Source organism: Brevundimonas sp. (genome assembly GCF_036659295.1).
In the GTDB taxonomy this organism is placed as follows: Bacteria; Pseudomonadota; Alphaproteobacteria; order Caulobacterales; family Caulobacteraceae; genus Brevundimonas.
The window spans coordinates 1-22,887 of sequence record NZ_JAVXCU010000023.1; the positions used below are offsets into that span (position 1 = coordinate 1).

The following is a 22,887-nucleotide window of genomic DNA, read 5'->3' on the forward strand; positions in this document are numbered from 1 at the left end:
CAGTTCGTCGTCTACTTCGACTTCGACCGTTCGGACCTGACCGCGGAAGCTCGCTCGGTTGTGACCCAGGCTGCCAACTACGCCAAGTCGGGCGCTCCGACCCGCGTACTGGTCGTCGGCCACACGGATACTTCGGGTAACGCAGCCTACAACCTGGGCCTGTCGAACCGTCGTGCCCGTACCGTTGCTGATGCCCTGGTTGCCCAAGGCGTCAACGGTGGCGTGATCTCGCTGGATGGTAAGGGCGAAACCGCTCTGGCCAAGGCAACGGCTGATGGCGTGCGCGAGCCGCTGAACCGTCGCGCCAGCATCGACATCAACTTCTAATCACTGAAGGGGAGGGCGTTCGCGCTCTCCTCGACAGTTGTTCGAAGTGTCGACAAGATTGAGGACGATTGGCTTAAAGCCGGTCGTCCTTTTTCTTTTTGTCATGCAAGCATGCGATGTGCTGGATCGACAGAGGCGTAGCGGCTATTCCAGACGTGCCTACAGTGAAAGAGGGAAACGCTTATGCGCGTCGCCATGATCGGCACTGGATATGTTGGCCTCGTATCAGGGGCCTGTTTTGCAGACTTTGGTCATGTGGTGACCTGTGTCGACAAGGATCAGGGCAAGATTGAAAGCCTTGAGCAGAATATCATTCCGATTTTCGAGCCGGGTCTGGATGATCTGGTCGCCACCAATGCCCGCGATGGCCGGCTGAAATTTACCCTCGACGGTGCCGACGCGATCCGCACCGCAGATGCTGTGTTCATTGCGGTAGGAACGCCGTCGCGACGCGGCGATGGTCATGCAGACCTGTCCTATGTCTATGCTGCGGCCGAAGAGATCGCGGACCTGATTGAGGGCTTTACCGTGATCGTCACCAAGTCGACGGTACCGGTCGGAACGGGTGACGAGATCGAGCGCATCATTCGCGAACGCCGTCCCGAGGCTGATTTCGCAGTCGTATCCAATCCGGAATTCTTGCGTGAAGGGGCGGCGATCGATGATTTCAAACGCCCCGACCGTGTTGTGGTGGGCACCGACAGCGAGCGAGCCCGTCTGGTGATGTCGGAACTCTATCGTCCGCTCAATCTGAACGAGACGCCGATCCTGTTTACAGGGCGTCGTACGTCCGAACTGATCAAATATGCGGCCAATGCGTTTCTGGCGATGAAGATCACCTTCATCAATGAAATGGCCGATCTGTGTGAAGCTGTGGGTGCCGATGTGCAGCAGGTGGCGCGGGGTATTGGTCTGGATAACCGTATCGGGTCCAAATTCCTGCATGCTGGACCAGGCTATGGCGGGTCCTGCTTCCCCAAGGATACACTGGCTCTGGTCCGCACAGCGACCGATGCCGGATCGCCCGTGCGTCTGATCGAGACGACCGTGGCCGTGAACGAGACACGTAAAAAAGCTATGGCCGACCGTGTCGTGAAGGCTTTGGGAGGCTCGGTTGCAGGTAAGACGGTCGGTGTTCTGGGCCTGACGTTCAAACCTAATACAGATGACATGCGTGATGCGCCGTCACTGGATATTATTCCGGCCTTGCAAGCCGCCGGTGCCGCCATCAAGGCCTTTGATCCTGAGGGTATGGGCGAAGCGGCCAAGCTGCTCGGTGATGTGGAATACTGCAAAGGCCCCTATGACGCTGTCACGGGTGCCGATGTGGTGTGTATCCTGACCGAGTGGGACCAGTTCCGCGCTCTGGATCTGGACCGGATAAAGCTGCTGATGACGTCTCCGGTCATGGTGGACCTTCGCAATGTCTATAAAAGCGTGGACATGCGTGCGCGGGGCTTTGTCTATACGTCTATCGGCCGACCCGACGAGATGTAACCGATATCAAAAAAGGGTGGCCTTTACGGGCCGCCCTTTTCATTTGTGCCTATCGCGAGAATCAGCCCGTAAACGGACGGATCACAATCTCGACGCGACGGTTACGGGCCTTGCCCTCGGCGGTATCGTTCGAGGCAATCGGATTGCGCGAGCTGTTACCAGCCACATAAAGGCGTTCACGCAGCACGCCGTTATTGATCAGATAGGTCGCGACAGACAGGGCGCGGTTTTCCGACAGGGGCTGGTTGATTTGATCGCCGCCCGATGCGTCGGTGTGGCCGACAATGTCCACGGTCGAGCGGTCATAGTCGCGCAGGACGCGGGCAACATCGTCGAGCACCGGCAGGAAGCGGGCATCGATATTGGCCTGGTTCACAGCAAAGGTGACATCCGACGGCATACGCAGGACCAGATTGTCACCCTGGCGGGCGACGCCCACGCCGGTGCCCGAAAGCTCGGCCTCAAGGGCACGTTGCTGGCGGTCCATATACTGGCCGACGCCGGCACCAGCCAGTGCACCGATACCAGCACCGATCAGCGCGTTTTTACGGCCCTGTTCGGAGTTGTTGGTGTTGGTCAGATAGCCCAGCACTGCGCCACCCAGAGCGCCTGCAATGGCACCGGTGCCGGTGTTGTTGCGGCGTGGAGCCGAGCTGTACGGATCGGTCGTGGAGCAGGCCGCCCCCATCAGAGCAGCGATGCTGATGCCGACTACGGCGATTTTGGCGCGCATTGGGAACCTCGAAACAGGAATGTTGTATCCGCTTAACGGATACATATGGTGCAGGTTCCTGTGTGTATATGCGGTGAACAACAAGAAATACCGACAATGCACGAAGGCATTGATTTGAGCCTTAACGGTACCCATTCTAACGATAGGTGACGTCCTGGGGTTTTGGACACGGGGCGTCTTGGTTGCTGGATTTCAGGACCGCAGGAGTTTTGTAATGAGCCGTACCCCGTCGCTGATGGATGCCCCGTTTCTATTGGGCTTCGATCAGACCCGAGCCTTGATTGACCGCGCTCAGCGAGCGGCCTCGGATGCCTATCCGCCGTATAATGTGGAACAGATCGGCGAGGGTGTTCGCATTACACTGGCCGTGGCCGGTTTTACGCCCGAAGAGCTGAATGTCAGCGTCGAGGGGCGCCAGTTGACCTTGACCGGCAAGCGCGACGAGATTGCGCGGCCCGAGGGCCAGTTCCTGCATCGCGGCATCGCCTCGCGCGGCTTTGTGCGGACCTTTGTGCTGGCAGACGGGCTGGAAGTTAAGGGCTCGCGCCTTCTTCACGGCCTGCTGCATGTCGATCTTTTCCAGCCGGATCAAAAGAAAGCCACACGCAATATCCCGATTTCCACGGGCTGAGCAGATTCGCTCCACAGGCAGCGCATACGCCAAGCTTGCGTATCGTTATGGCTGTTATCCTAGTTTGAGGAGGCGTTCCCAATGATGCCGATGATGATGGATCACGATTTCAGCGCTTTTGAAGTGCCGGGTCTTGTCTATGTGCGCGAGGTTTTTGCGCGCGATATCCTGTCGGATATCGAAGATGATGACGTCGACCTGTCGCCCGATCAGGTGCTGTATGCACTGTATGGTGCCGATGGCGAGAGGCTGGCGGTGATGCTGGACCGCGAGACGGCCTTCAGGGCTGCAGAGGCCCACGATATGGCCCCTGTCTCGGTGCAGTAGTCCTCGACCGGACAAAACAGATACGAAAACGGGGCCCCGTCGGAGCCCCGTTTTTTTTATGTCCGTTGATCTGCACGCTTTTTAAGCGGCGGCGGCACTGCCTGTCTGGACAAACAGAGCCTGTACGCCATCGACCGTCTGGGCCTGACGCAGGCGTTCGCGCAGCTCTGGCGAACGCATGGCGCGTGACACGACGGCAAGGGCGCGCAGATGCTCTGCCCCAGCCGAAGGCGGTGCAAACAGACCGAACAATAGGTCCACAGGGCGATCGTCCAGCGATTCATAGGCGATTGGAGTATCCAGTCGCACAAATACGCCGCAGACGCGCTCCAGGCCCTCGACCCGGGCATGGGGAACAGCGACCCCGTAGCCAAGGCCGGTCGAGCCAAGAGCTTCACGTTCCAGCAGGGCGTCCAGCGCTTTGGTGGCGTCCAGACCAAAGGCGTTGGCCGCCAAGTCGGCGACAGCGCCCAAGGCCTGACGTTTGGAAGATACGCCCCCGCGCAAGACAACACCGTCTGGTGACAGCAAATCCGCGATATCCATATCGGTCTCGTTTAACGGCCCATAGGGTACAGGGCGCCGCCTTTTAGGCGGTTTGGCCCCAATACAAAAGCCACTTTAATGCACTTTAGGCGATCGTCGTTACTTTCGGACCAATGTGCGCTCGGGATCAACCCAGCCCACATTGCCGTCCGGACGACGATAAACCACAGACAAACCGCCATGTGCCGCATTGCGGAACATCACAACCGGATAGCCGGTCATGTCCAGTTCGGCGACCGCGCGACCCACAGTCAGTGTGCGGATCTCGGCTTCGGTCTCGGCAATGACCATACCGACCGGAGGTGGTTCATGGGCATTGTCGACATCGCCGAACTCAGCTTCGTCTTCGACCTGATCGGGGTTTTTGAAAATCGTCAGCTGTGCCACTTCGCGGGCAGCGTTTTCAGTTTTCTCGGGCGATAGACCCTTGGGCCCGATATGGTGGTCTTTCAGGCGGCGTTTATAGCGGCGAACACGCTTTTCCAGCTTGTCGAGGCTATCGGAGAATGCCGAGTGGGCATCGCTTCCCTGACCTGTCGTGACCAATGACTGTCCCGATGCCAGACGGACCCAGCTATCTACGCGAAAGCCGTACCCGTCCTTAGAGACAACAACCTCGGCGTCTTGAGCGCCTCGGGCAAAATATTTGCCGACTCCATCTTCAAGTTCTTGAGAGATGCGCGAGCCTAGCGCTTCGCCAACATCAACTTGTTTACCGGTGACCTGGATGTTCATAGCCATACCAATACAACGCGACTGTTCCGACTTGGTGTCAACGTCGATCACTGAAATGTGGGATGGCATACCCCTGATGGGGGTAGGGGCTTAGGCCGCCTTGCGCATGCGGCGGCGCTCGACCGAGGATGGAATCCTTAAGGCTTCCCGATACTTTGCGACCGTGCGGCGGGCGATGTCGATGCCGGTTTCCTGCAAAATTTCGACGATGCGATCATCGCTTAAAACCTCGCCTGTAACATCTTCGGCGTCGATCATGGATCTGATCCGGTGACGGACCGCTTCGGCAGAGTGGGTGGCCCCGCCATCGCTGGACTGGATGGCGGCGGTGAAGAAGAATTTCAGCTCGAACACACCGCGCGGCGTGGCGATGTATTTATTGGACGTTACGCGGCTGACGGTCGATTCGTGCATCTCGATGGCTTCGGCCACGACCTTGAGCGTCAGCGGGCGCAGGAACTCGACGCCGAAGGCCAGAAACGCATCCTGCTGGCGCACAATCTCGCTGGAGACCTTGAGAATGGTGCGGGCGCGCTGGTCCAGTGACTTGACCAGCCAACTGGCCTGGGCGGCACAGTCGGCCACAAACACCTTGTCGCCGTCCGAGCGGGCACTGGCCGAGATCTCGGCATGATAGCGCTTGTCCATCAGCAGGCGGGGCAGGGTGTCGCTGTTCAGTTCCACCTTCCAGCCACCGGCGGGGTCGGAGCGGACAAACACATCCGGAATAACGGTCTGGGCGGGCTCCGAGCCAAAACCGGCACCGGGGCGCGGGGTCAGGCCCTGAATCTCGGAAATCATGTCGGTCAGGTCTTCATGATCGACGCCGCACAGCTTGCGCAAGGCGACCAGATCACGTCGGGCCAGAAGGTCCAGATTGTCCAGCAGGGCAGCCATGGCCGGATCAAAGCGGTTGCGCTCGACCAGTTGCAGCGTCAGGCATTCGCAGATGCTGCGGGCCATGACGCCGGTTGGCTCAAAGCCTTGACAGCAGGCCAGTACATTTTCGATCCGATCGTTGGAAACACCCAGACGCTCGGCCACCTCGGCAAGGTCGGCACGCAGATAGCCCCCCTCGTCGACGCTATCGATCAGGATCAGGGCAATGGCATGGTCGCTGGGGTTAAAGCCCACCAGCGCCGCCTGCGCCTGAAGGTGTTCGGACAGGGTGGTTTCCTGCTTGTCTGGACGGTCGTGATCTTCGTTTTCGAACCCACCGCCGCTACCGGCGCGTGACCAGTCGCTGAGGCCGGGCTGGGCCTCGGTGCGGACTTCGTTCTGTTCGCCAGGAGCGGCGTCATAGACGGCATCGCTCGGGGCATCGAGGGCACTCTCGCCGCCTTGTGCGACGCCGTCCTGAAACTGGATTTCGCTTTCGGCGCTATGCGTGTCGGGCGCATCGGTTTGTTCGGCGGATGCTTCGCTCTCGACGCGGGACAATAGGGGATTGCGCTCCAGCTCGGCCTCGACAAAGGCATCAAGCTCGAGATTTGAAAGCTGCAACAGTTTGATGGCCTGCTGGAGCTGGGGGGTAATGACCAACCCCTGCCCCTGACGGACCTCAAGCCTCTGCCCAATCACGCGTTCATACCCCCTGTCGTGCGTTTGGGCTGGTGGCCCGAAACTTGCTTACCGGTCATAACATGACCGGCGCCAGTTAACGACTGGTGTGTAGTCAGGCTTTCGCGTGTCTTAAGGGTATGCGGACAGGACGGGCTTAGCCGTACATCTCGCCCAGATAGGCGCGGCGCACCTCGGCACTATCGACGGCTTCTTGTGCGGTGCCTTCAAACAGGACCGAGCCGGAGGTGATGATCGAGACGCGGTCGATAATATCCAGCGTCTCGCGCACATTATGGTCGGTAATCAGTACGCCGATGCCCTGACTGGACAGATAGCGGATGACCGAACGGATATCGGCAATGGCCAGCGGATCGATACCGGCGAAGGGTTCGTCCAGAAGCATGAAGCTGGGCTTGCCGGCCAGAGCGCGGGCGATCTCGACACGGCGACGCTCGCCACCCGACAGGCCGGTTGCGGGGGCGTGGCGCAGATGGTCGATGCGCAGTTCTTCCAGCAGACGGGTCGTCTCGTCTTTGATCTCGCGCTCGGACGAGTGACGCAGTTCCACCACAGCGGCCACGTTCTGCTCGACCGTCATGCCACGGAAGATGGAGGCTTCCTGTGCCAGATAGCCCAGACCCATGCGCGAGCGCTGGTACATCGGCTGATGGGTGATGTTTTCATTGTCTAGCCAGATGGTGCCGCTGTCGGCAGGGATCAGGCCGGTAATCATGTAAAAACAGGTCGTCTTGCCCGCGCCGTTCGGGCCGAGCAGGCCAAAGACCTCGCCGCGCTGAACGGTCAGGGACACGTCGCGCACAACCTGACGCGGGCCAAAGCTGCGGGCCAGATGCTCGACACGCAGACCGCGCTTGGCAGCATCGTTTGCCGGTGCCGCAGAGTTTTGCTTCGGCTCCGGCGCGATGTTCAGCGCTGACAGTTCCTTGCGTGCCAAATGCAGCCCCTTAGTTGGACGGGTAGAAGACGCCGCGAACGCGGGTACCGGCGCTTTCGATGCGGGCTGTCTCTGTGCGGACATTATAGACCAGACGTCCGCCGGTCAGAACATTCTGGCCCTGCGTAAGGATGACGTCGCCGGTCACCAGTACCTGACCGTCATTGAGCGTATAGACGGCGCGGCTGCCGCGCATGCTCTGGTCGGGGGTAACGAAATAGACATTGCCGGTGGCTTCGACGCGGGTCAATTCGCCATTGGTGGTGTAGCCGCGAATGGCGTCGGCGCGCAGGCGGTTGGTGCCTTGTGTGACTTCGGCACGGCCACGCAGGGCGAACCCGTCGGCGGTGTACTCGCCGGAGTCCGCGCCGTACTGGACGGGCTGGCGGGTCGCATCCGGCGCGCCGCTTTGGGCACCGGTCACAGCCGGAACGCCAAGGGCGAGGATCAGCGCAGCGCTGGCAATAAAGGTGCTGGTCTTAGACATAGTTTACCTGCCCGGCCCCGAGGGGTTGATGGTTCCGCTGATCTTTTGGTCGCCTTGGCCTTTGAATTCAATACGGCGGCCGTCTTCGTAAATGGCATAGGCCGATGCATTGATGGTTCCAAGCGGACCATTACCGACAACGCCCTTGTCGCCCGTAATGATCCCGGTCTTGGTATCGATGACGGCTTCGTCGGTCTGGAGCGCAAAGCCCGAGGCCCCGTCGCTGATACGCACATTGGGACCGATCACAACCTTGCGCTCGGCTTCGTCATAGTGGCCACCATCAGCGGTCAGCTTGGTAATCTTCTGGCCACCCAGATTCAGTTCCAGCAGCGGTTTGATCAGGCGATACTGTTCGGTGTCCGGTGAGCGCACGGCCCCTTCGGCTCCGATGCGGAAGCTGCGCCCTTGCGCGTCCTGTCCGTGGAACATCGGATTGTCGAGGCGCAGCTCGCGGCTTTCGCTGGCGCGGCGCTCGACGCCCGACATGACCGAGCGGAACACCACCCATGTCACGGCACTGCCGGCGATCAGCAGGATAATGACCGGCAGGATACGGCGCAGGCGCTGAACCCGTTGCGAGCGTTTGCGCCAGCGTTCGCCAGCAACGGCCACACGCGCTTCGTCGGCGTCTTTCAACGCTTGCTGATGCGGATCGTGACCTTCGGGTTCGCTCATCGGTGTCTCTTAAGCGGGATCAGGCGTGGGCGAAAATGTCGACTTCGTCCCAGCCAGCCAGATCGAGGCGGGAGCGAATCGGCAGGAAGTCAAAACAGGCTGCGGCCAGCTCGGCGCGGCCTTCGCGCGCCAGCATGATGTTGAGGCGCTCCATGACCACATGCAGATGCAGGACGTCCGAGGCGGCATAGTCCAGCTGCGCCTGCGTCAGGGTGGCAGCACCCCAGTCGGAGGACTGCTGGGCTTTGGACAGGTCCACACCGGCCATTTCGCGCACCACGTCCTTCAGGCCGTGGCGGTCCGTATAGGTGCGGGCCAGTTTGGAGGCGATCTTGGTGCAATAGACGGGGCGGGTCTCGACGCCCAGATGCAGTTCGAACATGCCGATATCGAAACGGCCGAAGTGGAAGATTTTCAGAACCTTCGGATCGGACAGGACACGTTTCAGGTTCGGGCAGTCATAGGCAGGGCGGCGCATACGCACGACGTGCGCATTGCCGTCACCCGAGGACAACTGGACAACGCACAGCTCATCGCGACGGAAGCGCAGGCCCATGGTTTCCGAATCGACCGCCACAACGGGGCCAAGATCCAGATCGTCGGGCAGGTCACCTTCGTGGAGATAAACGGTCATGTGTCGAACTCGGTTGGGGGCGTATCCGTGGATACGACGATATAGGGCCTGAACATAGACGAACCACGCCTGACCGCTAGGTGGTGTGCCCAAGAAAGCACCCGTTACGCGACAGACGGGAGGTCCATAGACAAATGGCGCTGCATCTGGTGATGCAGCGCCATTTGAATAAATGGTGCCCAGAAGAGGACTCGAACCTCCACGGCCGTTAAGCCACTGGCACCTGAAGCCAGCGCGTCTACCAATTCCGCCATCTGGGCCGGAGGGAGCGTTTCCGCCCCGCCGATGTGTGGGGTATAGGGGGCGCTTATTCGGCGGTCAACAGAGTTTTTTCAGTTTCGTGAAAAAACACAGTGATTGATGAAAGACCCGCGATTACAGCCACCTATCAGGCAAGCCAGACCATGCGGCGGGTATCCGTCAGGCTGTTGCGAGACTGGCTGAATGTACGGCGGGTTTCGCCCGTATAAAGGAAGCCGGCCTTCTCCAGAACGCGACCCGAAGCGGGGTTGTCGGCAAAGTGTCCCGCGACCATCGCGCGGCGCTTCCACTTGCGTGATGCCCAGACCAGAGCACCGTCCAGAGCTTCTGTCGCATAGCCGCGGCCCCAGAATTCGCGCCCGATCCAGTAACCGGTTTCGGGAACAGGATCGCTATCTTCGAACATGCCGATCACGCCGACGGGGCCGTGGTCCTCGTGTTCAATGACAAAGGTATTGGCGCGGGCAGGGTCCTGACTGGCGACATGCAGCACGAAATCTTCGGCGTGGGCCGCGGTATAGGGGTGCGGCATCCGCATGGTCATGCGGGCAATGTCGATATCGTTCGCCATACGGACGATGCGCGATGCATCCTGAGGGCGCGGAGCGCGCAAGGTCAGACGCCGCGTCTCGATGACGGGTGAGGTTTCAATCACGCACATTGTACTGCCTCGATCTCTCTGTGCCGTCGCCTTGGAGGGTTCGGACGGCTTTCGAAGCGGGGAAACGCAAACGGGGAGCCTGGTGATCCAGACTCCCCGCGGAATATTTTCCCTAGGTCCGGATCGGCTGCTGGTTGAGCAACACGATCCGAATCAAAGTGCAGATCGCGTTACTCGGCGGCCATCGCCTCGGCTGCGTCATTGGCAGCCACGATGGATACGTAACAACGGCCACCAGCTTTGGTGGTGAACTGCACTGCGCCGGTTGCGGTCGCAAACAGGGTGTGGTCACGACCCAGGCCAACATTGGTGCCCGGGTGGAATTTGGTGCCACGTTGGCGCACGAGGATGTTGCCAGCGAGAACCTTCTCGCCGCCATACTTCTTCACGCCAAGGCGTTTCGACTCTGAGTCGCGGCCGTTACGCGACGAACCGCCGGATTTTTTGTGAGCCATCTTGCTGCTCCTCTGTTTGACGAAGCTCCGGTTCGAAAACCGATTTGAGCTTGTCTGTCGTTACTGGCGGCCCGTTAGCGATAACGGTCGCATGTTCTGTGTGGGTGCCCCGAAAGGCACCCGGCGAAAACTCTTAGGCCTCGGTGGCCGCGGCTTTTTTGGCCGAAGCCTTCTTAGCCTTAGGAGCTTCCTCAGCTGGGGCAGCTTCGACGCGCGGGGCAAGGCCACGAGCGCGAGCATTGATTTCAGCCTTGGTGATCAGGTTGACCGTACCATCCCATTTTGCAGTCTCGCCGGCACCTTCGATGCCAGTGATTTGCAGAACGGTTTCCATCTGGCGATGGCCGTTGGTACGACGATAACCCTGACGACGGATCTTCTTGAAGATCTTGATCTTCTCGCCCTTGCGGGTTTCGATCAGGGTCGCAGCCACCGTGGCGCCTTCGACAACAGGAGCGCCAACAGTGACACCCTTGTCGCCGCCCAGCATGAGGACTTCGTTAAAGGAAATAGCAGCGCCTGCATCGCCGTCGAGCTTTTCGACAACAACAACATCGCCCGGTTGGACCCGGTACTGCTTTCCGCCGGTCTTGATCACCGCGTACATATGAAGCCTCAGCGTGAACGCAAAAAAGAATGCGCCCGCCGGGAAACCCGCGGGCGAAGAGCGGCGACATATACGGATGGTGGCGAAAGAGTCAACGGATATCGGGCATTAAAGGCCGCGAAGTCGTCGCTGAATGTCGGGTGTGGCCTGATTGCATGCCTGCTGCAAGGGATTTGGAGGCAATTGAGCCCGCGCGACCTTATTCTAAAGTGTGATTTCGTCACCGGGTGTCTCGACTGTTACATCATAACATTATAGAGCATCGGCAATGATGACCTCCGATCTCGCCCAGCCGCTTGTCCTGTCCCTGCTCGGGGGCGGCTTTATTGCTGCGGCTCTGCATGCGGCGCTGCCGACCCACTGGCTGCCCTTTGTATTGGTGGGGCGAGCGCAAGACTGGCCTATGCGGCGCGTGGCGATGGTGGTGGTCGCCGCTGCACTGGCGCATGTGGCGACAACAGCCCTGATTGGCGGTCTGGTGACGATTGCGGGCGTGGCGCTGGATCGTTGGCTGCACGGCGTCTTACCGCATGTGTCCTCGGCCCTGCTGTTTCTGTTCGGGGCCTTTTATCTGGCGCGCTACTGGCACCGCACCACGGTACCCGATTGCAAGGGTTGCGAGCATGACGAGCCCAAGGTGTCGGACCGTACAGCGATACTGGGCCTGATCGCTCTGATGGCAGCCTCGCCGGGCGAGGTGCTGCTGCCCGTCTATCTGTCTTCGGCCACACAGGGCTTGGGTGTGTTTCTTGCGCTGACCGCTGGTTTTGCGCTGGGGACTATAGTGGGCATGCTGGTGCTGACCTCGCTGGCCATGGCGGGCTATTCCATTTTGCGTCTGGAACGCTGGGCGCGCTACGAAGGTGTGGTTCTGGGGGCGGCACTGATCGTGCTGGGCTTTATCATGGCCTTCCATACGGCCTGACCGGTGGACGCTATCCTTGCTAAAATAGAGCAACGGGGCTTTTCAACGGGCGTTTGAGGGGCCATCTAGCGGCCATGACCCAAAAGACCCCAGTGACCGTCCTGACCGGCTACCTCGGTGCCGGTAAAACCACGCTTCTGAACCGCATCCTCACCGAGGATCACGGCAAGCGTTATGCTGTCATCGTCAACGAGTTCGGCGAGATCGGGATCGACAACGATCTGGTGGTCGGGGCCGACGAAGACGTGTTCGAAATGAACAATGGCTGCGTCTGCTGCACCGTTCGCGGTGATCTGATCCGTGTGGTCGGTGGCCTGATGAAGCGCCAGCGTCCGGGCAAGCCCGCATTTGACGCCATTATCGTCGAGACCACGGGTCTGGCAGACCCCGGCCCTGTGGCCCAGACCTTCTTTGTTGATGAAGAGGTCAAGGCCAAGACCCAGTTGGACAGCGTGACGGCGCTGGTTGATGCCAAACACGTCATGGCGCGTCTGGATGACTCAAAAGAAGCCCGCGAGCAGGTGGCTTTTGCCGACCGCATCATTCTGAACAAGATCGATCTGGTGGACGAAGCGGCGCTGACCGCTGTGGAGGCGCGCCTGCGTGCGCTGAATCCGCTGGCCCCGATTGTGCGTGCCGAGCGTTCCAATGTGCCGCTGGATCAGGTTCTGGGTCAGCACGCTTTTGATCTGGAGCGCATTCTCGAGGTCAATCCGAACTTTGTGAATCCGCCGCACGGTGCCGATGGTCATGTTCACGACGAGCATTGCGGTCACAGCCATGACCACGGCCACGATCACGGGCATGACCATGACCACGATCACGTCCATGACGAGAACTGCGGTCACGACCACGCACACGGTGCGCGCGGTCACGCCCATAATGATGACATCAAGGGTATTTCCCTGACGCTGGACCGCCCGCTGAACGGTGCCAAATTCACCGCATGGCTGGACAAGCTGCTGGGCGAGCAGGGCCAGAACATCCTGCGTGCCAAGGGCATTATCGATGTGGCCGGTGAAGACCGCCGTTTGGTGTTCCAGGCCGTACACATGATCCTTGAAGGCGACCTGCAACAGGCCTGGGGCGAGAATGAGCGCCGCTGGAGCCGCGCGGTGTTCATTGGTCGCGACCTGAACGAAGCCGAACTGAAGGCCGGTTTCGAGGCCTGCTTAGCATGACCGGAGCTTTCAAGCGCGAAGCCAAGCTGGTCTATCACTCGGGCAGTTTCGATGTGGTCCAGTCCGGCGACCATGTGGTCTGCGCCGTCAGCGGCGATCCTATATCTGTCGAAGCGCTGAACTACTGGAGCGCCGAGCTTCAGGAAGCCTATGCCAAACCGGCACTGATGATCGAGCGCCTGCGGGGAATGGGTCGCTTGTAAGCGAACCGTTCATGACTATTGAAGCGGCCACTGTCGAAGGACAGTGGCCGTTTTTGCGTTCAGAACTGTTGCAGCCAGTCCGTCATAGCGTGGGCGAGCGCCTCGGGTTGTTCCAGCGGGATCATGTGGCCGCTGTGGGGGATGGTGACCAGGGATGCGCCTGTGATGCCGTCCACCAGTTCGCGGGCCTCGGCGGGGCTGCGCAGGTCATCGGTGTCGGCGGCGACAATCAGGGTTGGTACCGTAATGTCGGACAGGCGATCCAGATCACCATCGCGGGCAATGAAGGACTGGCGGTGAAAAACGTGGCCGCCCAGATTGAGACCCATGTCGCGCACACGGGCCAGCATGTCGGCATCATCACGCAGGTCGGGATGTAGCGAGGACTGGATGGCGGAGCGGCTGAGGCCTCTGAACCGTTCCGGCGGAGATTTCAAAGCCGAGCGGCGCTGGCGTATCATTTCATCCGTGTCGCCACGGGCCGAGGTGGCGATCAGGATCAGGCTTTGCACCCGATCAGGCACACGGCGCACAATCTCGCGGGCCACATAGCCGCCCATGGAAAAACCGGCGAGATGGAAATGGGCGGGCAGGACAGGCAAAAGGGCCTGCGCCATCGCCTCTATGGTTTCGCCCTCGCGCAGGGCCAGCGGGATGACCGGCCCGTATGGTGCCAGTGCGTCCAGCATGTCATCCCACAAGGTCTCATCGGCCATAAAGCCGCAGACGAGAACAATCGCCATAGCCTACTCCCTTTGCGTGTTTCCTATAGGCGCGCCCGCCCGCCACGGCTATGAGCAGTCTTGAGAGTATTTGCGCCTTTCCAGCTTGCCGAGATCCCTATGAATTTCACCTTCGATGCCCAGATCACCGCTGCCCTGTTTGACAAGACGCAGGCCGTGTTCGCGCTAGGTGACGGCTCGGTGCGTTTCGAGGACGGTTCGCGCAACGAAGTGCATGACGGTGTGATTTTGTGCGCCTGTGTCCACCCGTCGGGCGAAGGTGTTGTGACCGGCGGTGATGATGGCAAGGTGGTCTGGAGCCGCCCGGGCGAGGCTGTGGTGCTGGCCGAGGCCAAGGGCTGGGTCGATGCGATTGCCGCCAGTACCGAAAGCGGCCTGATTGCCTTCTCATCGGGGCGTACCTTGTCGGTCATCGACATCAAGGATCCCGTATTCCGTCGCGACTTCCAGCACGAGCGCACTGTGTCTGGCGTGGCGTTTGATCCCAAGGGCCGCCGTGTCGCCACCTCGACCTATGGCGGGGCGTGGCTGTGGTATGCGCGGATCGAGCAACAGCAGCCGGTGAAGCTGCAATGGGCTGGCTCGCACCTGTCCGTGGCCTTCTCGCCGGACGGGGCCTATGTGGTCACGGCCATGCAGGACAACCAGCTGCATGGCTGGCGCCTGAAGGACCAGAAGAACATGCGGATGGGCGGCTATCCGTCCAAGATCAAGAGCTTTGCCTTCCTGTCCAAGGGGCAGCTTCTGGCCACTTCGGGTGCGCAAGGCGTGGTGCTGTGGCCGTTCATTGGCTCCAATGGTCCGATGGGGCGCGAGGCGACCGAGATCGGTTATGACGAGAGCACCCTGATCGCGCAGGTCGCGGCATCGAACACGCAGGGCCGTCTGGTCGCCGGTCTGGAAGATGGCCGTGTGTGGTGGGCCGATCCGGCAGGGCGCGGTCTGGACTTCATCAAGCAGGACAAGGGTGCGCCGATCACCGCGCTGGCCATGAGCCATGGCGGCGCGCGCATCGCATGGGCCGATGAAGACGGCCATGCGGGCGTGCATAGCTTCTGATTTCTGCGCAGGGGGCAGTGATGGCCAAGTCGGCAAACCGTAAGCGGCGACCGCTGCTGAAGCTGTTTCTGTTCTTGCTGGCCTTTCCGTTCCTGCAGGTGGCGGTTTTGCGCTTTGTGCCGCCGCCGCCAAACATTCTGATGGTTTCGCAAGCCCTCAAGGGGCACGGGCTGGATTATCGCTGGCGCTCGCTGGATGACCTGTCGCCCTATCTGGTGACAGCTGCCATCGCGGCCGAGGATGCGCAGTTTTGCGCGCACAACGGTTTTGATGTGGAGGCGATCCGCAAGGCCATGAAAGCCAATGAACGGGCCGAGGCGCGCGGATCGTCCAAGATGCGCGGTGGCTCGACCATTTCGCAACAGACGGCCAAGAACGTCTTCTTGTGGCCGGGGCGCTCCTATATCCGCAAAGGTCTGGAGGCGGGCTATACGGTCCTGATCGAGTACGGCTGGGGCAAGAAGCGGATCATGGAAGTGTATCTGAACGTCGCCGAGTTCGCGCCAGGCGTGTACGGCGCCGAGGCGGCGGCGCAGCACTGGTTCGGCAAGAGCGCCAAAAATCTGGATCGTCGCGAGGCGGCGCGCCTGATCGCGGTCCTGCCCAGCCCGCGCCGGTATAATGCGGCATCCCCAGGTCCCTATGTGCGCGGGCGTACCTCGCGCATTCAGGCCAATGCCGGACAGGTGCGGGCGCAGGGCTTGAACCAGTGTGTCATAGGCCGCTAGGGGTCTTGCGAGGCGGCGCGGACGGGTACAACCGTGGCGTTAACCCTTCCTGTTGATCGTCTATAACCCATTTATCGTGCATTTTAGGCTGTTCGACCGAATGGAAACCCGGTGCCGGAGATTATAATGAACAGCTTCACAGGTCGCTTCATGCGTTTGTTGCAACGTTTTACACGTTCACAACAGGGCAACGTGGCGATGATTGCGGGTGTTGCCCTGCCTGTACTGCTGATGATCTCGGCCGGTGCCATCGATCTGCATAACGCCGCCAAGGTGAAGAGCGAGCTACAGGACGCGCTGGATGCCGCGACACTGGCCGCTGCCCGCTCGACCGGTACGACCAATGCCGAGGTGCAGAAGATCGGCATGGCCTCGCTCAAGGCCAATATGCCGCAATATTTTTTGACCAATCCCGGTGATGTCGCCAGCTTTACCGTGAACGCCAAATACGAGGTTCAGGCGACCGCGACCGTTCAGGTCAAGACGATCATCGCCAATGTCTTCCTGCCGCCCTACGGCCAGCTGTTCGACGACTATCTGCCTATGGGGGCGTCATCGAACGTCCTGCGTGCCTCGCGCAACGTGGAAGTGGCCATGGCGCTGGATGTGACCGGTTCGATGAAGGACTACATGTCCGACCTGAGGTCTGCGGCCAAAGAACTGGTCGGTATTGTTGTGCAAGGGGACCAGAAGCTGTTCACCACACGCGTGGCGCTGGTACCGTATGCGGCGGGCGTAAATATGGATGGTCTGGCCGATATCACACGCAGCAGTCTGGTCGGCACAGTGGCGGTTGATGGAGTCAATTGGCTCACCAAGGCTTCGCCCATCACGAATATTTCTTCGGGTACGTTTACGGCCAATGCGCATGGTCTCGAGGTCGGGCAAAGCATTTACCTGTCTGGCATTTCAGGAAATGCCAACAGCCTGAACAACAAGGTCCGAACAGTCACCAGCGTAACGACCAATACATTCCGCGTGAATAATTTCACGTCATCGGGAAATACTGGATCGAGTTCTGTTGTCTCGGGTTGCCGTTATGCTTCGTGCCATGTGGGTGTCGAGGCCAAGTTGCATGGCGTGGATACTGGCGAGTATGTGACTATTTCCAGCGTTCAGGGCATGACCGGCCTGAACGCGACGTTCACGGGCACCCGGATCGACAAAGACACCTTTTCCGTCCCTTTGGTCGGCCCCGAACAGCGAGCTTATAGCCGTGCCGGTACTGTGATGTGTCGTGGTGACGGGTGTCAGAACCGCCTGTTCGACAATATCCTAGGAAGGCAGAAAACCCTGCCGACGTCGACCTGTGTGTCCGAACGTCCGCGCCGTAGCGCGCCGGGAGGCGCGTTGAGTGCGGCGTCCGATGCCGTGCCGTCAGCGGATAACTGGTTGGGTCGGGCCTATCTCGAGAGTGGTAATGCGTGTCCGACCGCCACCTTTGTGCCGCTGACGAACGACAGCAAGACGCTGACGGACTCTATCAATGGCTACCGTCACGGGGGCTCTACGGCAGGTCAGGTCGGGATCGAGTTGGCCTGGTATGCTATTTCACCGACTTTTGGTTCGATATTCCCAAAGGATAACCAGCCTAACGTGTTTGATAGGACGAAAACCATCAAGGCTGTGGTCCTGATGACAGACGGCGAATTTAATACGCCTTTCTGCCGGGGAATAATTGCCAAAAATGCAGGCTCCGGTTCCGGGGACGACGCCGCGAAAATCAACTGTAACGCGACGAACGGTAATGGTTTTGCCCAGTCCGTACAGTTATGTGATGCCATGCGCGAGCAGGGGATCATTGTGTATACGGTTGGCTTCAATCTGGGTGGCGGCCGTGGTGGCAGCGGTATCGATACGGCCTATGAAGTTATGGAATATTGCGCCACCGACAAAAAAGAGAACTTCTTCCCCGCTGCGGACGGCACGGACTTGAAGGAAGCTTTCAAGCAGATCGGTCGGGATATTACCCGTCTGCGGATTGCCCGCTAAGGCGAGTTGTGCAGCGGATATAAGAAGGGCCGGACGAGTGATCGTCCGGCCCTTTTCGTTTGGTGGTGTCGCTGGTCGCTTAGATCAGTTTGATCTCGCGCAGGCGCTGGGTGAGGAAGTCCTCGGCCAGAATGGTCTTGCCGGCATAGCGATCAGGGTTTTCCTCGCTGATCGTCGACGGCAGGGTCTCGATCGGGAAGTCCGGATTGAAGTGCAGGAAGAACGGGGTCGAATAGCGGGCAAAGCCACGACGTTCCGGTGCCGGATTGACCACGCGGTGGGTGGTCGAAGGCAGGACGTGATTGACCAAACGCTGCAGCATGTCACCGATATTGATGACCAGGGCACCTGCGGGCGGAGCGATGTCCAGCCATTCGCCGTCGGCATCCTTCAGTTGCAGACCGGCTTCTTCGGCACCCAGCAGCAGGGTGATGACGTTGATGTCCTCGTGGGCACCGGCGCGCACGCCACCGGCATCGGCCGGAACCGGCGGATAGTGCAGCAGGCGCAGGATCGAGTTGCCCAGTTGGACCTTGTCCTCGAAATAGTCGTCGTCCAGCTTCAGATAGCGGGCGATGGCCTTGAGGATGCGGCGACCCAGAACGTCCAGGGCGTCGAACATGCCATAGACATTCTGCTGGAACGACGGGACTTCCGACGGCCAGACATTGTCGCGCATGTATTTCTTGTAGGCGTGGCCTTCCGGCAGTTCGCGGCCGGTGTGCCAGAACTCTTTCAGGTCGTGCGCGGTGGCACCCTTGGCGGTTTCCACGCCAAACGGGGTCAGGCCGCGTGCGCCGCCGGTGCCCGCCTGATGGTATTGGCGCTTGGTGTCTTCATCGAGGGCGAAGAAGGCCTTGGCGTCGGCAATGGCGGCGTCGATGACGGCCTGATCCAGACCGTGGTCCGAAACAACGGCAAAGCCGTAGCGGGCAAAGGACGCGCCCAGTTCGTCCGCAAAGCCCTGAAAATCGGCATCATAGCGGTTCATGGAAACCGGCACGATGGCCTTGGTGTTGCTGCCTTCGGCAGCTTGGGCGGTGATGGTGCTCACAACAGTCAGCCTCTAAACCAGAAATATGGCCCGCGTCTTACAGCAATATGTGGCCAAAAGGCAGCCACATGGCCAAAGGCCGTAAGGATCGGGCCGGAATCTGATCTGGATCAACCTATAGGGCGTCAGGTGTGGCCTGACAGATGGGCACATCGCGATGGAAGCGCGGCCATAAGGCGGCATTGCCGCTTTCCACCATGGCGCAGTTCACCTCGGTATGGTCGGGCGTCCAGCAGATGGCGGTCACGCGCTCATAGCTTTGGCCGATATTCTGGCAGGACAGGGTCTTGTTCTGCACCAGACGCTTGAGGGCTTCGGTCGAGGTGGCGGCCGAGGCCGCAGGGCAGGGGTGCCCCTGCGAGCAGGTCTCGTCACGCTCGCGGGCCGAGATGGCATGCAGGCGCACGCGCGTGCCATCCTTGCAGCGCAGGGTATCGCCATCGTTCACCCGCTCGACGCGGCAGGTGAAATCGGCCTTGCGGGCCAGAGTCTCGTTGGTGGGGGCCGGAGCCATGGCCGGTGAAATGGTGCGCCCGATCTGTTGGGCGGCGGTCACAGCCTGTGCGGGCAGGCCTACCTTTTCGCCATATTGCGACACCAGCCAGATCGCCAACAGGGCCAGCAGAACCAGACCGATCGCCAGCGGGCCTTTCGGCATTTTGGGACGACGGGGCGGTGTCGGGCTGCGCGGGCGCAAGCGGACGACATTGGAGCGGCTGGAGCGGGACATGGGGGCAATCGTCGAATCGTCAGGGAGGGCGCACTCTAGACGATCTTGGAGCCAGATAGGACAAAGGCCTCGCGGGTTAGCGCGAGGCCTTTGATGGTGGAGCTTAGCGGAGTCGAACCGCTGACCTCTTGCATGCCATGCAAGCGCTCTACCAACTGAGCTAAAGCCCCGAACCTTCCGGTCGGTCCCGTAGGGCTTGTGGCCCCGTCGAGGTGGCGGAAACTAGGGAGTTCCGACCGGAAGGTCAAGCGGTTCTGAAAACTTTTTTCCGCTTAGTTTTCAGAACCTTGTTTTTATTCGTCGTCGAGCGAAGGCTTGGTAAGTTCTTCTTCCAGACCGTCGTCGTCTTCGTCTTCGATGAACGGCACAGAGTCGTCATCTTCGTCGAGAACGTCGTCGTCGCCGTCGGTGGTGTTGAGGCCAGCGTCGTCGTCGGTCGGGTCGGCGTCGTCGTCGTCCGGCGTCAGGATCGGCTCGTGGCCTTCCTGATCGATCTCGGGCGTCGAGCCTTCGCCATCGTCTTCTTCTTCTTCCTCAGTGTCGGCCGACTTGTCGGCGACTTGATCTTCGCTTTCTTCGTCGGCGGCATAGCCGGCACCACGACGGACGCGGCGGCTCTTAAGAGCCTCTTCCATCGGGTCGAACTCGGTTGCGCACTTGGGGCAACGTGCCGGGCGACGGTTCAGGTCGTAGAATTTGGCCTGGCAGTTCGGGCAGAGCTGCTTTTGGCCCAGTTCAGGATTAGCCACGGATTAAACCTTCGGCGGGAGTGGAGTTGAAACTCGGGAAATCGGTCGGCTCCCTTGCCACCCGATGAGCCCACTGTCAAAAGCCTTTATGTGACGCGCCTGCGTCCTGTTTTCCAGATGTAATCGGAGGCGAGTAGCCGGGTGAGCGAATCCAAGACCTTTATCGCGTCCACAAGTCCGGCCCTGACAGGGACGGTGAAGGCCCCCGGAGACAAGTCTATCTCTCACAGAAGTCTCATCTTTGGCGGAATGGCCGAGGGTGTGACCGAGATCGATGGCTTGCTGGAAGGCGATGATATTTTGGCGACGGCAAGGGCCATGGCTTCGCTCGGGGCCAAGGTCGAAAAAATCGGTCAGGGTCACTGGAAGGTGACCGGCAAGGGGCGCCTGCAATCGCCGTTTGACACCATCGACTGCGGAAATGCGGGAACCGGTGTGCGCCTGCTGATGGGGGCTGTGGCCGGTTATCCGGTGAATGTGACCTTTGACGGCGACGTGTCGCTTCGCAAGCGTCCGATGAAGCGCGTGACCGGACCTCTGGCCACGATGGGCGCGCGGTTTGACTGGAAGTTGGTCGAGGATCGTCTGCCGGTCGAGGTCAAGGGCGGCAAGCTGACGGCGATCGACTATGTGCAGAGCGTCGCTTCGGCCCAGATCAAGTCGGCCATCCTGCTGGCGGCTTTGAATGCCGAGGGTACGACCCGCATTACCGAGCCCGAAAAGAGCCGCGACCATACCGAACGGATGCTGAGCGCCTTCGGAGCCAAGGTCGGCGTCGAAGCTCTGGGCGAGGGCTGGGTGATTTCGCTGGAGGGCGGCCAGTCGCTGCACGGGACTTCGGTATCGGTGCCGGGCGATCCGTCGTCTGCGGCCTTCCCGCTGGCGGCGGCCCTGATCGTGCCGGGCTCGGAAGTGACGGTCGAAGGCGTGATGCTGAACCGGTTGCGTGCGGCGCTGTTCGATACATGGATCGACATGGGCGCGGACCTGACCATCAGCAACCGCCGGATGGCGGGCGGCGAAGAGGTCGGTGATGTTACGGCCCGCTATTCCCGACTGAAGGGCATTGTGGTGCCGGAGATGCGCGCCGCGGCCATGATCGACGAATATCCGATCCTTGCCGCTACAGCGGCCTTTGCCGAAGGGCAGCCGGTGAGGCGCGGCTTGGGCGAAAGGCGCGTGAAGGAAAGCGACCGTATCGCCCTGATGACGGCGGGACTGCGCGCCTGCGGCGTTCAGGTCGACGAAGAGCCGGAAGGCTTTATTGTCACCGGGGGTCCGGTCAAGGGCGGGGCGACTGTCGATACCGCGCACGATCACCGTATTGCCATGAGCCATTTGGTGCTGGGTCTTGCGGCCGAGCATCCGGTGGCGGTGCGCGATCCGGAAATGATCGCAACGTCGTTCCCCGGATTCGTGGCCTTGATGAACGGCTTGGGTGCCAAGATCGGCTGACAGGAGCATTCCCGTCGTGACGAACCCGCAAAAGACCAAAGGGAACCACTGGCGTGATGCGATCACCTCGCTTGCCGCGGGTGGCTTTCTGTCATGGTGCGTTTTCGAGGGCGTACGCGGCTTGCTGGGTATTCTGGAGCGCGGATCTATCCGCAACCGTCGCGGTCCGGACATCGATGTTAGCGAGAACCCTCTTGTATTTTGGACGCTAAACGGCTTTTTCGGGCTCTCGATTTTGCTGGCAGCAGGATTGGCCGTGATCTGCCTGTTTGCTGCCTTCCAAGCCTTTTCTAGAAAGTCAGTACCCTGACACAGTCCCTCGTCATCGCCGTTGATGGTCCTGCCGCATCCGGCAAGGGCACGATCGCCTCGCGTCTGGCCGATCATTATGGCCTGCCGTATCTGGATACGGGGTTGCTGTACCGCGCAGTCGGCATGGGGGTTCTGGACGCCGGTGGTGATCTGGCCGACGAGGCGGTTGCCGGTGAGGTGGCGCGCAATCTGAAAGCCGAGGGCCTGTCGGACGATGCCCGCCTGACCACGGGCGAGGCAGGCGAGGCCGCCAGCCGCGTGGCCGGTCACAAGGCTGTGCGCGAGGCGCTGTTGAAGCTGCAACAGGATTTTGCCGCCCAAGCCGGTGGTGCCGTTCTGGACGGTCGTGACATCGGCACGGTGATTGCGCCCGACGCCCATGCGAAACTATTCGTGACAGCCTCTGCCGAAGTGCGGGCCGAGCGCCGCTGGAAACAGCTGAATGCGCGTGGAATCCTGATTTCGTTAGAAGAAATGCTGGCCGATATCCGCAAACGCGATGCGCGCGATGCCGGTCGCGATTCCGCACCGATGGTACAAGCTGACGACGCTATCTTGCTGGACACGACTGATATGGGTATAGAGGCCGCCTTCGATGCGGCCCGCCGTATCGTCGAGACAGCGCGCGCAAAGCACGGCATCTGATCATAACGGCCCGA

At 60.5% G+C, this 22,887-nt stretch carries 28 protein-coding genes and 2 tRNA genes; 13 read left to right on the top strand and 17 right to left on the bottom strand.

Translation table 11 applies throughout. From position 1 onward, the window contains the following. On the top strand, positions 1-327 hold a 327-nt coding region (locus tag RSB01_RS06180), incomplete at its 5' end, for an OmpA family protein (protein WP_332625195.1). A 183-nt stretch (positions 328-510) separates the two neighbouring features. Beyond that, positions 511-1,824, top strand: coding sequence for a UDP-glucose/GDP-mannose dehydrogenase family protein (locus tag RSB01_RS06185; protein WP_332620210.1), 1,314 nt, complete (start codon positions 511-513; stop codon positions 1,822-1,824). Between the two features lie 61 nt (positions 1,825-1,885). Here the strand turns inward: RSB01_RS06185 and RSB01_RS06190 are convergent, their stop codons facing one another. Further along, on the bottom strand, positions 1,886-2,557 hold the full coding sequence (locus RSB01_RS06190; RefSeq protein ID WP_332591956.1) for an OmpA family protein: 672 nt from the start codon (positions 2,555-2,557) through the stop codon (positions 1,886-1,888). 214 nt (positions 2,558-2,771) lie between these two features. On the opposite strand from RSB01_RS06190, the gene RSB01_RS06195 reads away from it, so the two are divergent. After that, positions 2,772-3,188, top strand: coding sequence for an Hsp20 family protein (locus RSB01_RS06195; protein WP_332591955.1), 417 nt, complete (start codon positions 2,772-2,774; stop codon positions 3,186-3,188). A gap of 81 nt (positions 3,189-3,269) precedes the next feature. Then, complete coding sequence (locus tag RSB01_RS06200) at positions 3,270-3,515, top strand: DUF1150 family protein (RefSeq protein ID WP_332591954.1); 246 nt, start codon at positions 3,270-3,272, stop codon at positions 3,513-3,515. An 81-nt stretch (positions 3,516-3,596) separates the two neighbouring features. Here the strand turns inward: RSB01_RS06200 and RSB01_RS06205 are convergent, their stop codons facing one another. The 11 genes from RSB01_RS06205 to rplU all read right to left on the bottom strand — a co-directional run bounded on the left by RSB01_RS06205 (position 3,597) and on the right by rplU (position 11,097). Further along, positions 3,597-4,061, bottom strand: coding sequence for a PTS sugar transporter subunit IIA (locus tag RSB01_RS06205; RefSeq protein ID WP_332591953.1), 465 nt, complete (start codon positions 4,059-4,061; stop codon positions 3,597-3,599). A 99-nt stretch (positions 4,062-4,160) separates the two neighbouring features. Next, positions 4,161-4,796 (bottom strand): ribosome-associated translation inhibitor RaiA, encoded by a 636-nt coding sequence (gene raiA, locus RSB01_RS06210; RefSeq protein WP_332620211.1) that lies wholly within the window; start codon positions 4,794-4,796, stop codon positions 4,161-4,163. 90 nt (positions 4,797-4,886) lie between these two features. Continuing rightward, entirely contained in the window at positions 4,887-6,377 is a 1,491-nt protein-coding gene (gene rpoN / locus RSB01_RS06215) for an RNA polymerase factor sigma-54 (protein ID WP_332590432.1), read from the bottom strand. Between the two features lie 136 nt (positions 6,378-6,513). Beyond that, complete coding sequence (lptB, locus tag RSB01_RS06220) at positions 6,514-7,284, bottom strand: LPS export ABC transporter ATP-binding protein (RefSeq protein ID WP_332590447.1); 771 nt, start codon at positions 7,282-7,284, stop codon at positions 6,514-6,516. A gap of 40 nt (positions 7,285-7,324) precedes the next feature. Beyond that, positions 7,325-7,801, bottom strand: coding sequence for an LptA/OstA family protein (locus tag RSB01_RS06225; RefSeq protein ID WP_332590433.1), 477 nt, complete (start codon positions 7,799-7,801; stop codon positions 7,325-7,327). 3 nt (positions 7,802-7,804) lie between these two features. Beyond that, positions 7,805-8,479 (bottom strand): LPS export ABC transporter periplasmic protein LptC, encoded by a 675-nt coding sequence (gene lptC, locus RSB01_RS06230; RefSeq protein ID WP_332590434.1) that lies wholly within the window; start codon positions 8,477-8,479, stop codon positions 7,805-7,807. Positions 8,480-8,498: 19 nt separating this feature from the next. After that, the gene (locus tag RSB01_RS06235; RefSeq protein ID WP_332590435.1) at positions 8,499-9,113 is read right to left on the bottom strand and encodes a ribonuclease D; all 615 of its coding nucleotides are present in this window, start codon (positions 9,111-9,113) and stop codon (positions 8,499-8,501) included. Between the two features lie 173 nt (positions 9,114-9,286). Next, positions 9,287-9,373 (bottom strand) — tRNA-Leu (locus tag RSB01_RS06240). Between the two features lie 128 nt (positions 9,374-9,501). Continuing rightward, positions 9,502-10,035 carry a GNAT family N-acetyltransferase gene (locus RSB01_RS06245; protein WP_332590436.1) on the bottom strand — a complete coding sequence of 178 codons (534 nt, stop codon included), beginning with the start codon at positions 10,033-10,035 and terminating at the stop codon, positions 9,502-9,504. 170 nt (positions 10,036-10,205) lie between these two features. Continuing rightward, positions 10,206-10,490: a 50S ribosomal protein L27 gene (gene rpmA, locus RSB01_RS06250; RefSeq protein ID WP_167174720.1), complete on the bottom strand. Its 285-nt coding sequence runs from the start codon at positions 10,488-10,490 to the stop codon at positions 10,206-10,208. A 133-nt stretch (positions 10,491-10,623) separates the two neighbouring features. Beyond that, complete coding sequence (gene rplU, locus RSB01_RS06255; protein WP_332590437.1) at positions 10,624-11,097, bottom strand: 50S ribosomal protein L21; 474 nt, start codon at positions 11,095-11,097, stop codon at positions 10,624-10,626. A 268-nt stretch (positions 11,098-11,365) separates the two neighbouring features. On the opposite strand from rplU, the gene RSB01_RS06260 reads away from it, so the two are divergent. From RSB01_RS06260 to RSB01_RS06270, 3 genes are all read left to right on the top strand, one after another. Then, positions 11,366-12,022 (top strand): hypothetical protein, encoded by a 657-nt coding sequence (locus tag RSB01_RS06260; RefSeq protein WP_332590438.1) that lies wholly within the window; start codon positions 11,366-11,368, stop codon positions 12,020-12,022. Between the two features lie 74 nt (positions 12,023-12,096). Then, positions 12,097-13,203 (top strand): GTP-binding protein, encoded by a 1,107-nt coding sequence (locus RSB01_RS06265; protein ID WP_332590439.1) that lies wholly within the window; start codon positions 12,097-12,099, stop codon positions 13,201-13,203. Further along, on the top strand, positions 13,200-13,406 hold the full coding sequence (locus tag RSB01_RS06270; RefSeq protein ID WP_332590440.1) for a DUF2093 domain-containing protein: 207 nt from the start codon (positions 13,200-13,202) through the stop codon (positions 13,404-13,406). Before RSB01_RS06265 ends, RSB01_RS06270 begins: the two co-directional genes overlap by 4 nt. 59 nt (positions 13,407-13,465) lie before the next feature. On the opposite strand, the gene RSB01_RS06275 is transcribed toward RSB01_RS06270, so the two are convergent. Then, positions 13,466-14,149, bottom strand: coding sequence for an alpha/beta hydrolase (locus RSB01_RS06275; protein WP_332590441.1), 684 nt, complete (start codon positions 14,147-14,149; stop codon positions 13,466-13,468). A gap of 99 nt (positions 14,150-14,248) precedes the next feature. On the opposite strand from RSB01_RS06275, the gene RSB01_RS06280 reads away from it, so the two are divergent. The 3 genes from RSB01_RS06280 to RSB01_RS06290 all read left to right on the top strand — a co-directional run bounded on the left by RSB01_RS06280 (position 14,249) and on the right by RSB01_RS06290 (position 17,928). Beyond that, a complete protein-coding gene (locus RSB01_RS06280; RefSeq protein ID WP_332590442.1) occupies positions 14,249-15,208 on the top strand; it encodes a WD40 repeat domain-containing protein in 960 nt (319 codons plus the stop codon). A 20-nt stretch (positions 15,209-15,228) separates the two neighbouring features. Then, on the top strand, positions 15,229-15,936 hold the full coding sequence (mtgA, locus tag RSB01_RS06285) for a monofunctional biosynthetic peptidoglycan transglycosylase (RefSeq protein ID WP_332590443.1): 708 nt from the start codon (positions 15,229-15,231) through the stop codon (positions 15,934-15,936). A gap of 126 nt (positions 15,937-16,062) precedes the next feature. Then, a complete protein-coding gene (locus RSB01_RS06290; RefSeq protein WP_332590444.1) occupies positions 16,063-17,928 on the top strand; it encodes a pilus assembly protein TadG-related protein in 1,866 nt (621 codons plus the stop codon). 79 nt (positions 17,929-18,007) lie between these two features. Here the strand turns inward: RSB01_RS06290 and RSB01_RS06295 are convergent, their stop codons facing one another. The 4 genes from RSB01_RS06295 to RSB01_RS06310 all read right to left on the bottom strand — a co-directional run bounded on the left by RSB01_RS06295 (position 18,008) and on the right by RSB01_RS06310 (position 20,461). Further along, on the bottom strand, positions 18,008-18,919 hold the full coding sequence (locus RSB01_RS06295; RefSeq protein ID WP_332590448.1) for a 2-oxoglutarate and iron-dependent oxygenase domain-containing protein: 912 nt from the start codon (positions 18,917-18,919) through the stop codon (positions 18,008-18,010). A 178-nt stretch (positions 18,920-19,097) separates the two neighbouring features. Continuing rightward, the gene (locus tag RSB01_RS06300) at positions 19,098-19,712 is read right to left on the bottom strand and encodes a thermonuclease family protein (protein WP_332590445.1); all 615 of its coding nucleotides are present in this window, start codon (positions 19,710-19,712) and stop codon (positions 19,098-19,100) included. A 94-nt stretch (positions 19,713-19,806) separates the two neighbouring features. After that, positions 19,807-19,882 (bottom strand) — tRNA-Ala (locus RSB01_RS06305). Positions 19,883-20,005: 123 nt separating this feature from the next. Continuing rightward, positions 20,006-20,461 carry a TIGR02300 family protein gene (locus RSB01_RS06310; protein WP_332591891.1) on the bottom strand — a complete coding sequence of 152 codons (456 nt, stop codon included), beginning with the start codon at positions 20,459-20,461 and terminating at the stop codon, positions 20,006-20,008. Between the two features lie 162 nt (positions 20,462-20,623). Between RSB01_RS06310 and aroA the strand changes: the two genes are divergently transcribed. The 3 genes from aroA to cmk are packed head-to-tail and all read left to right on the top strand — an operon-like array spanning position 20,624 to position 22,873. Beyond that, on the top strand, positions 20,624-21,916 hold the full coding sequence (gene aroA, locus RSB01_RS06315; RefSeq protein WP_332625200.1) for a 3-phosphoshikimate 1-carboxyvinyltransferase: 1,293 nt from the start codon (positions 20,624-20,626) through the stop codon (positions 21,914-21,916). Positions 21,917-21,932: 16 nt separating this feature from the next. After that, positions 21,933-22,226, top strand: coding sequence for a hypothetical protein (locus RSB01_RS06320; protein ID WP_332591890.1), 294 nt, complete (start codon positions 21,933-21,935; stop codon positions 22,224-22,226). After that, positions 22,223-22,873 carry a (d)CMP kinase gene (gene cmk / locus RSB01_RS06325; RefSeq protein WP_332591892.1) on the top strand — a complete coding sequence of 217 codons (651 nt, stop codon included), beginning with the start codon at positions 22,223-22,225 and terminating at the stop codon, positions 22,871-22,873. The genes RSB01_RS06320 and cmk overlap by 4 nt, the downstream gene beginning before the upstream one ends. Positions 22,874-22,887 lie beyond the last annotated feature (14 nt).

Excerpts from the sequence above, each read along its gene's own strand:
- RSB01_RS06185 (WP_332620210.1), top strand. The coding sequence starts at position 511 with ATGCGCGTCGCCATGATCGGCACTGGATATGTTGGCCTCGTATCAGGG.
- RSB01_RS06190 (WP_332591956.1), bottom strand. The coding sequence starts at position 2,557 with ATGCGCGCCAAAATCGCCGTAGTCGGCATCAGCATCGCTGCTCTGATG.
- RSB01_RS06195 (WP_332591955.1), top strand. The coding sequence starts at position 2,772 with ATGAGCCGTACCCCGTCGCTGATGGATGCCCCGTTTCTATTGGGCTTC.
- RSB01_RS06200 (WP_332591954.1), top strand. The coding sequence starts at position 3,270 with ATGATGCCGATGATGATGGATCACGATTTCAGCGCTTTTGAAGTGCCG.
- RSB01_RS06205 (WP_332591953.1), bottom strand. The coding sequence starts at position 4,061 with ATGGATATCGCGGATTTGCTGTCACCAGACGGTGTTGTCTTGCGCGGG.
- raiA (WP_332620211.1), bottom strand. The coding sequence starts at position 4,796 with ATGAACATCCAGGTCACCGGTAAACAAGTTGATGTTGGCGAAGCGCTA.
- RSB01_RS06225 (WP_332590433.1), bottom strand. The coding sequence starts at position 7,801 with ATGTCTAAGACCAGCACCTTTATTGCCAGCGCTGCGCTGATCCTCGCC.
- lptC (WP_332590434.1), bottom strand. The coding sequence starts at position 8,479 with ATGAGCGAACCCGAAGGTCACGATCCGCATCAGCAAGCGTTGAAAGAC.
- RSB01_RS06235 (WP_332590435.1), bottom strand. The coding sequence starts at position 9,113 with ATGACCGTTTATCTCCACGAAGGTGACCTGCCCGACGATCTGGATCTT.
- RSB01_RS06245 (WP_332590436.1), bottom strand. The coding sequence starts at position 10,035 with ATGTGCGTGATTGAAACCTCACCCGTCATCGAGACGCGGCGTCTGACC.
- rpmA (WP_167174720.1), bottom strand. The coding sequence starts at position 10,490 with ATGGCTCACAAAAAATCCGGCGGTTCGTCGCGTAACGGCCGCGACTCA.
- rplU (WP_332590437.1), bottom strand. The coding sequence starts at position 11,097 with ATGTACGCGGTGATCAAGACCGGCGGAAAGCAGTACCGGGTCCAACCG.
- RSB01_RS06260 (WP_332590438.1), top strand. The coding sequence starts at position 11,366 with ATGATGACCTCCGATCTCGCCCAGCCGCTTGTCCTGTCCCTGCTCGGG.
- RSB01_RS06265 (WP_332590439.1), top strand. The coding sequence starts at position 12,097 with ATGACCCAAAAGACCCCAGTGACCGTCCTGACCGGCTACCTCGGTGCC.
- RSB01_RS06270 (WP_332590440.1), top strand. The coding sequence starts at position 13,200 with ATGACCGGAGCTTTCAAGCGCGAAGCCAAGCTGGTCTATCACTCGGGC.
- RSB01_RS06275 (WP_332590441.1), bottom strand. The coding sequence starts at position 14,149 with ATGGCGATTGTTCTCGTCTGCGGCTTTATGGCCGATGAGACCTTGTGG.
- RSB01_RS06280 (WP_332590442.1), top strand. The coding sequence starts at position 14,249 with ATGAATTTCACCTTCGATGCCCAGATCACCGCTGCCCTGTTTGACAAG.
- mtgA (WP_332590443.1), top strand. The coding sequence starts at position 15,229 with ATGGCCAAGTCGGCAAACCGTAAGCGGCGACCGCTGCTGAAGCTGTTT.
- RSB01_RS06290 (WP_332590444.1), top strand. The coding sequence starts at position 16,063 with ATGAACAGCTTCACAGGTCGCTTCATGCGTTTGTTGCAACGTTTTACA.
- RSB01_RS06295 (WP_332590448.1), bottom strand. The coding sequence starts at position 18,919 with ATGAACCGCTATGATGCCGATTTTCAGGGCTTTGCGGACGAACTGGGC.
- RSB01_RS06300 (WP_332590445.1), bottom strand. The coding sequence starts at position 19,712 with ATGTCCCGCTCCAGCCGCTCCAATGTCGTCCGCTTGCGCCCGCGCAGC.